Below are 4,591 nucleotides of genomic sequence, written 5' to 3'. Positions count from 1 at the left end.
GCGAGAGGGATGGCGCAGCTGGCGAAGGATACGGACCTCGGGCGCGCGCAAAGCCTAACGATGCTTGCTGCAGTCGGGCGTGTTCGGAAACGCGCTTCGCGCGCATTTTGTTAAAGCGCCCGCTGCAGAAGCCCGCGTTAGGCGGCAACACACATCATCGCAAGACATGAGAACTGCGGCGCTCCGCACCATCACATACATCGCCCTATCGCTGGCCCTGTCATACCCGCTACCAGCGCAGGCTGCACTACCTCAGAGTGTTCGGCCTCCGGCCGCCCGCGACACACTTGCGGAACGCCAGCGCGAACTGGACTCCGCGACGATAAGCCTCTTGCGAGCGCAGAACGCCCTAATGCGTGAGTACGACCAACGGCTTCTAGCCACGGTCTACTGGTCGCTTGGAGGCGTCACCGTACTCGTCGGCCTACTTGTCGGGTTTAGCTGGTTCACGAACTTTCGGGTCTACGAACGGGACAAGCTCCTGTTGCGTCAAGAGATTGCAGCAGGGCTTCGAGACGATCTGGCAAAGCTGAAGGAGGAGGCCGCGGAGAATGCGAAGAGGACCGAGGTAGCGTTGACAAAGATCGCGACCCAGGCTGCGACTGCTGTCGATGCAAGACTGAAAGCAGCGCAGCAAATCCTTGAGACCAAGATCACCGCTCTTGAGCTTGAGATGGCCGAACAGCAAGCAGAGGAGTGGCGGCAACGGAAGGTGTATACAAACGAGATCCGGAGCACGCTGAGCATGATCCAACTGGCCAAGAAGCTTAGTCGTCCCTTCATGGTGTCCCGTGCACTTGATCGGCTACAGGAGTCCTTTCGTGCAGGGGCTCGCCCAGACGCGGACTTGGCGGCTCAGGTGGTCACGGCACTTGATGGATTGTCGTCGGAGTATGGTACCGAGGTAGAAACGCTGAAGTTGGCTCTTCGCTCCGCTAGGCAAGCGTAGTGTGCCCGACGCGTGCCTGCTCATCGCGTATGCGAGTCAAGTACAGAGTAAGCCGACGTACTGGTAGGCACTCAACCGCGACCTGCCGACTAACGAGTCGTTGCAACTGACGGAGCGGGCCAGCGCCCCTAGCGACGGCATGGATCACGCCGCCCGCTCCGCAGCTGAACTCAGGCGTTAGGTTGGCGCAACTTCATTCGAGGTGCCGATGGAACGCGCAGTCCCTGTGCTCCCGGTCGATGACCTACGCCGCGCGCGCGAGTTCTACGTGGACAAGCTCGGATTCACACCCACGTTCGAGGCCAGCGAGGACGGGCGCACGGGCTTGCTCGGCGTCGCGCGCGGGAGCATCGCGATCACGCTCGATTGCCCGATGGAGGGGCACGGACGCAACGCGTGCGTGTCACTCGAGGTCGCGGACGCCGATCAGTACTTCCGCGAGTGGAACGGTCGCGTGCCGCTTCGCCGCCCGCCGCACGACGAGGACTGGGGCGCGCGGACGTTCGACCTTGAAGATCCCTTCGGCAACACCATTTTCGTGATGGGGCCAATCGCGGCCGCTGGGTAGCGCACCCGCGCGAACCTAACGGAGGTTGGTACAGTCGGCCGCGTCAACGAAGCAGGTGGGCGGCCGCGCTTCATCGTACCTTGAGGTACGGCGCGGCCGCCCACCTGCATTTTGTGAAAGCGGCCGCAGCACAACCAAGCGTTAGACACCCCGACTGACTCGCGCGCGTGCGCGAGTGTGTTTGATCCCTCTAGAAAGACGAGCCCGAAAACGTGTCCGCACCCTCGATTCGGTTCGCCATTGCAACGTTGGCTCTTTCGGCGATGGGACTGCAGGCCCAATCAACGACCACCTACGACCGCGTCATCCTCGGGGGGACGGTGATGGATCCCGCCACCGGATTGCACGCCGTCCGCAATCTCGGCCTCCGGGCGGGCCGCATCGCGGCCGTCACGACAGGCACCATCCGTGGACGGGACACGATTGCGGCGAGGGGGCTCGTGGTGGCCCCCGGCTTCATCGATGTGCACGCGCATGGGCAGACGGCGGAGACGTATCGCTTTCAGGCGCTCGATGGCGTGACGTCGTCCTTCGAGCTCGAACTCGGCACGGCCGATATCGCGGCGTGGTACGCGGCCCGTGCGCCCGGCCAGCGGATCAACTACGGCGTGAGCATCGGCCACATCAAGGTGCGCATGGCGGTGCTGGGCGACTCGGGCACCGTGATGCCCGTTGGGCCAGGCGCGTATCACGTCGCCACGGCGGCGGAGACGCAGGAGATCGCGCGACGGATCCAAGCCGGACTCGATGCGGGGGCCGTGAGCGTCGGTGCCGGCTTCACGTACACGCCGTCGGCGTCTCATGCGGAGCTGCTCGACGTCTTCCGTGTCGCGGCACGTGCGAAGACGCCGGTGCACGTACACATCCGAGGCGGCGTGAAGGGACTGACGGAAGCGCTCGACCTCGCGCGCGTGTCTGGGGCGGCACTTCACGTGGTCCACATCAACAGCGCGGGCTACGCCGAGACGCCGGCGATGCTTGACCTGATTGCCGAGGCGCGGCGCGCGGGCGGGGACGTCACGACGGAAGCGTATCCGTACACCGCGGGGATGACGGAAATCCAGTCGGCCACCATCCAGGATGCGTATCGCAACGCGCCGGACTCCGTGTTGGCCGAGATCGAGTGGCCGCGCACGGGCGAACGCATGAACCGCGAGCGGTTCGCGAAGTACACGGCGATCGGCGGCCCCGTGGTGATCTTCAGGAATACCGAGCCCATGGTGACCGCCGCGATCGCGAGCCCGCTGGTGATGATCGGGAGCGACGCGTACTGGCAGGACGGCACGGGCCATCCGCGTACGACGGGCACCTTCTCGCGCGTGCTCGGGCGCTTCGTGCGCGAGCAGCACGCGGTCTCGCTGATGGACGCGCTGCGAAAGATGACGCTCATGCCGGCGCAACGACTGGAGGCGCGCGTCCCAGCCATGCGCCGCAAGGGGCGCATCGCGCTCGGCGCCGACGCCGACCTCACGATCTTTGACCCCGCGACGGTACTGGATCAGTCGACGTATCGTGAGCCGACGCTCCCGCCTGTGGGGATTGCCCATGTGCTCGTCGGCGGCGTTTCCGTCGTCACGAACGGGCGCGCGGTAGACGGGGTGACGCCAGGCCGCGCCGTTCGCGCACCGCGCCGCCGCCAGTAGGTGGCATGAACAGTCGGGAAGATAGGTGACACTTTGTCCGGGGACATCGTTAACAGTCTTTCTTGAGAGACGGTGCGCCGGTGATGGTGCGGGTGCGCTCGTCAAATCGACCGAGCAAGGTTTCGTAGTAGATCACGTTCCAGACGCCGTCTTGCACCTCCTCGAGACCGATCATCTCGCCGTTGAGTGCCTGCGTTAAGAACTGTTGTCCGTTGTGTAAGCGAAACGTGCCAGCCGTGCTCACGCGACGGATTTCGAAATGGCCCGGATAGATTGGTGGGGTGATGCGCGCTGGCAGCGGTCTCGCGGAGGGGCGCCAGCGCGAGGCGGGGGTCTCGTCATTGAGTGCCTCGTGGGGCCGCACCTCGTTGTAGGTCTGTACGAACGTGTTGAACACCCGTTGCTGCAGTTTCGCGTTTGCCGCGGCGGGCTTGGTGACCTTCGCTTTCAGGACCCGATGCATGCGTTCGTGCGCGCCGTTCTCCTGGGGGCTCGCCGGCGTAATGCGCTGATGCACGATGCCCAGTTGCAGCCACCACGCGTTGAGGCGATTCAAGCCGTGAATACCGTTCGAAGCGAAGGGCGCGCCGTTGTCGCTGCGAATGGCGTCCGGCAGGCCGTGGGTCCGAAACAACCGCCGCAGCTCACGGTGTACGCCCTGCGCTTTCACGTCGGGAAAGCTCTGACAGCACAGCAGATAGCGACTGAAATGATCGACGATGGTCAACGGATAGCTGTAGACCCCATCACGCGTCCGAAACTGCCCTTTGAAGTCGATCGTCCACACTTGGTTTGGCGCGGTCGTCTGCAGCGGTGCGGCGCCGGGGTGCTTCCAATGCGTACGCGAGCGTCGGCGCCGCACGCGATCGTTTCGCGCGAGGATGTCGAAGATCGTGCTGCGGGCCGGCAGCGCCAGCGTCGGGTGCGTGGATTGCAGGCGCTTCAAGATCTTGCGTGCCCCCCAGCCGTAGCGGCTGTGCTCGGCGAGAATCAGGTCGATCGTCGATTGTGGCGTCTCGTTGGGCGACGACAGCGGCGCGCGGCTGTGCTCCTCCAGGCCGCGTACCCCGAGCGACAGAAAGCGCTCGCGCCATTTGTAGCCCGTGTTACGACTGATGCCGTAGCGCGCGCACAGCTCCGTCATCGTCCACTGCCCGCTCGCGAGGTCCTGCGCGAAGTGATGCCGCTCGAACATGGGGTCGGTCTCCTGCCAGGGCATCGCCGTCTCTCCGAAGGGGATTCGGAAAGTGTTAACCATGTCCCCGGACAAGTGTTAACCATGTCCCTGTACTGAACCGCCCCGGGTTTGGCGGAGGCTCCCAGCTTTGAGAGATTGGGAGCATGACGAAAGACAAAGGGGTCCGGGGGCGCGGCAGCAAGCCGTTCTCGCCGGAGGTCCGCGAGCGGGCCGTCCGGCTGGTGCAGGAGCAG

The 4,591-nt window shown here is 64.6% G+C and carries 4 protein-coding genes; 3 read left to right on the top strand and 1 reads right to left on the bottom strand.

The window, feature by feature from the left end; translation table 11 throughout:
• The first annotated feature begins 166 nt into the window (after positions 1-166).
• The 3 genes from O9271_RS18380 to O9271_RS18370 all read left to right on the top strand — a co-directional run bounded on the left by O9271_RS18380 (position 167) and on the right by O9271_RS18370 (position 3,160).
• Positions 167-949, top strand: coding sequence for a hypothetical protein (locus tag O9271_RS18380; protein WP_298273022.1), 783 nt, complete (start codon positions 167-169; stop codon positions 947-949).
• Between the two features lie 202 nt (positions 950-1,151).
• The gene (locus O9271_RS18375) at positions 1,152-1,517 is read left to right on the top strand and encodes a glyoxalase superfamily protein (RefSeq protein ID WP_298273019.1); all 366 of its coding nucleotides are present in this window, start codon (positions 1,152-1,154) and stop codon (positions 1,515-1,517) included.
• Positions 1,518-1,729: 212 nt separating this feature from the next.
• Positions 1,730-3,160 (top strand): amidohydrolase family protein, encoded by a 1,431-nt coding sequence (locus tag O9271_RS18370; protein ID WP_298273017.1) that lies wholly within the window; start codon positions 1,730-1,732, stop codon positions 3,158-3,160.
• A gap of 49 nt (positions 3,161-3,209) precedes the next feature.
• On the opposite strand, the gene O9271_RS18365 is transcribed toward O9271_RS18370, so the two are convergent.
• Positions 3,210-4,379 (bottom strand): DDE-type integrase/transposase/recombinase, encoded by a 1,170-nt coding sequence (locus tag O9271_RS18365; protein WP_298273015.1) that lies wholly within the window; start codon positions 4,377-4,379, stop codon positions 3,210-3,212.
• Positions 4,380-4,591 lie beyond the last annotated feature (212 nt).

Source organism: Gemmatimonas sp., assembly GCF_027531815.1.
Classification (GTDB): domain Bacteria; phylum Gemmatimonadota; class Gemmatimonadetes; order Gemmatimonadales; family Gemmatimonadaceae; genus Gemmatimonas.
Note: the sequence above shows the minus strand (reverse complement) of the source record. Positions and strands in the feature narration are given on the sequence as shown.

What these genes read in the sequence shown, in the direction of transcription:
- O9271_RS18380 (WP_298273022.1), top strand. Translation starts at nt 167, where the DNA reads ATGAGAACTGCGGCGCTCCGCACCATCACATACATCGCCCTATCGCTG.
- O9271_RS18365 (WP_298273015.1), bottom strand. Translation starts at nt 4,379, where the DNA reads ATGCCCTGGCAGGAGACCGACCCCATGTTCGAGCGGCATCACTTCGCG.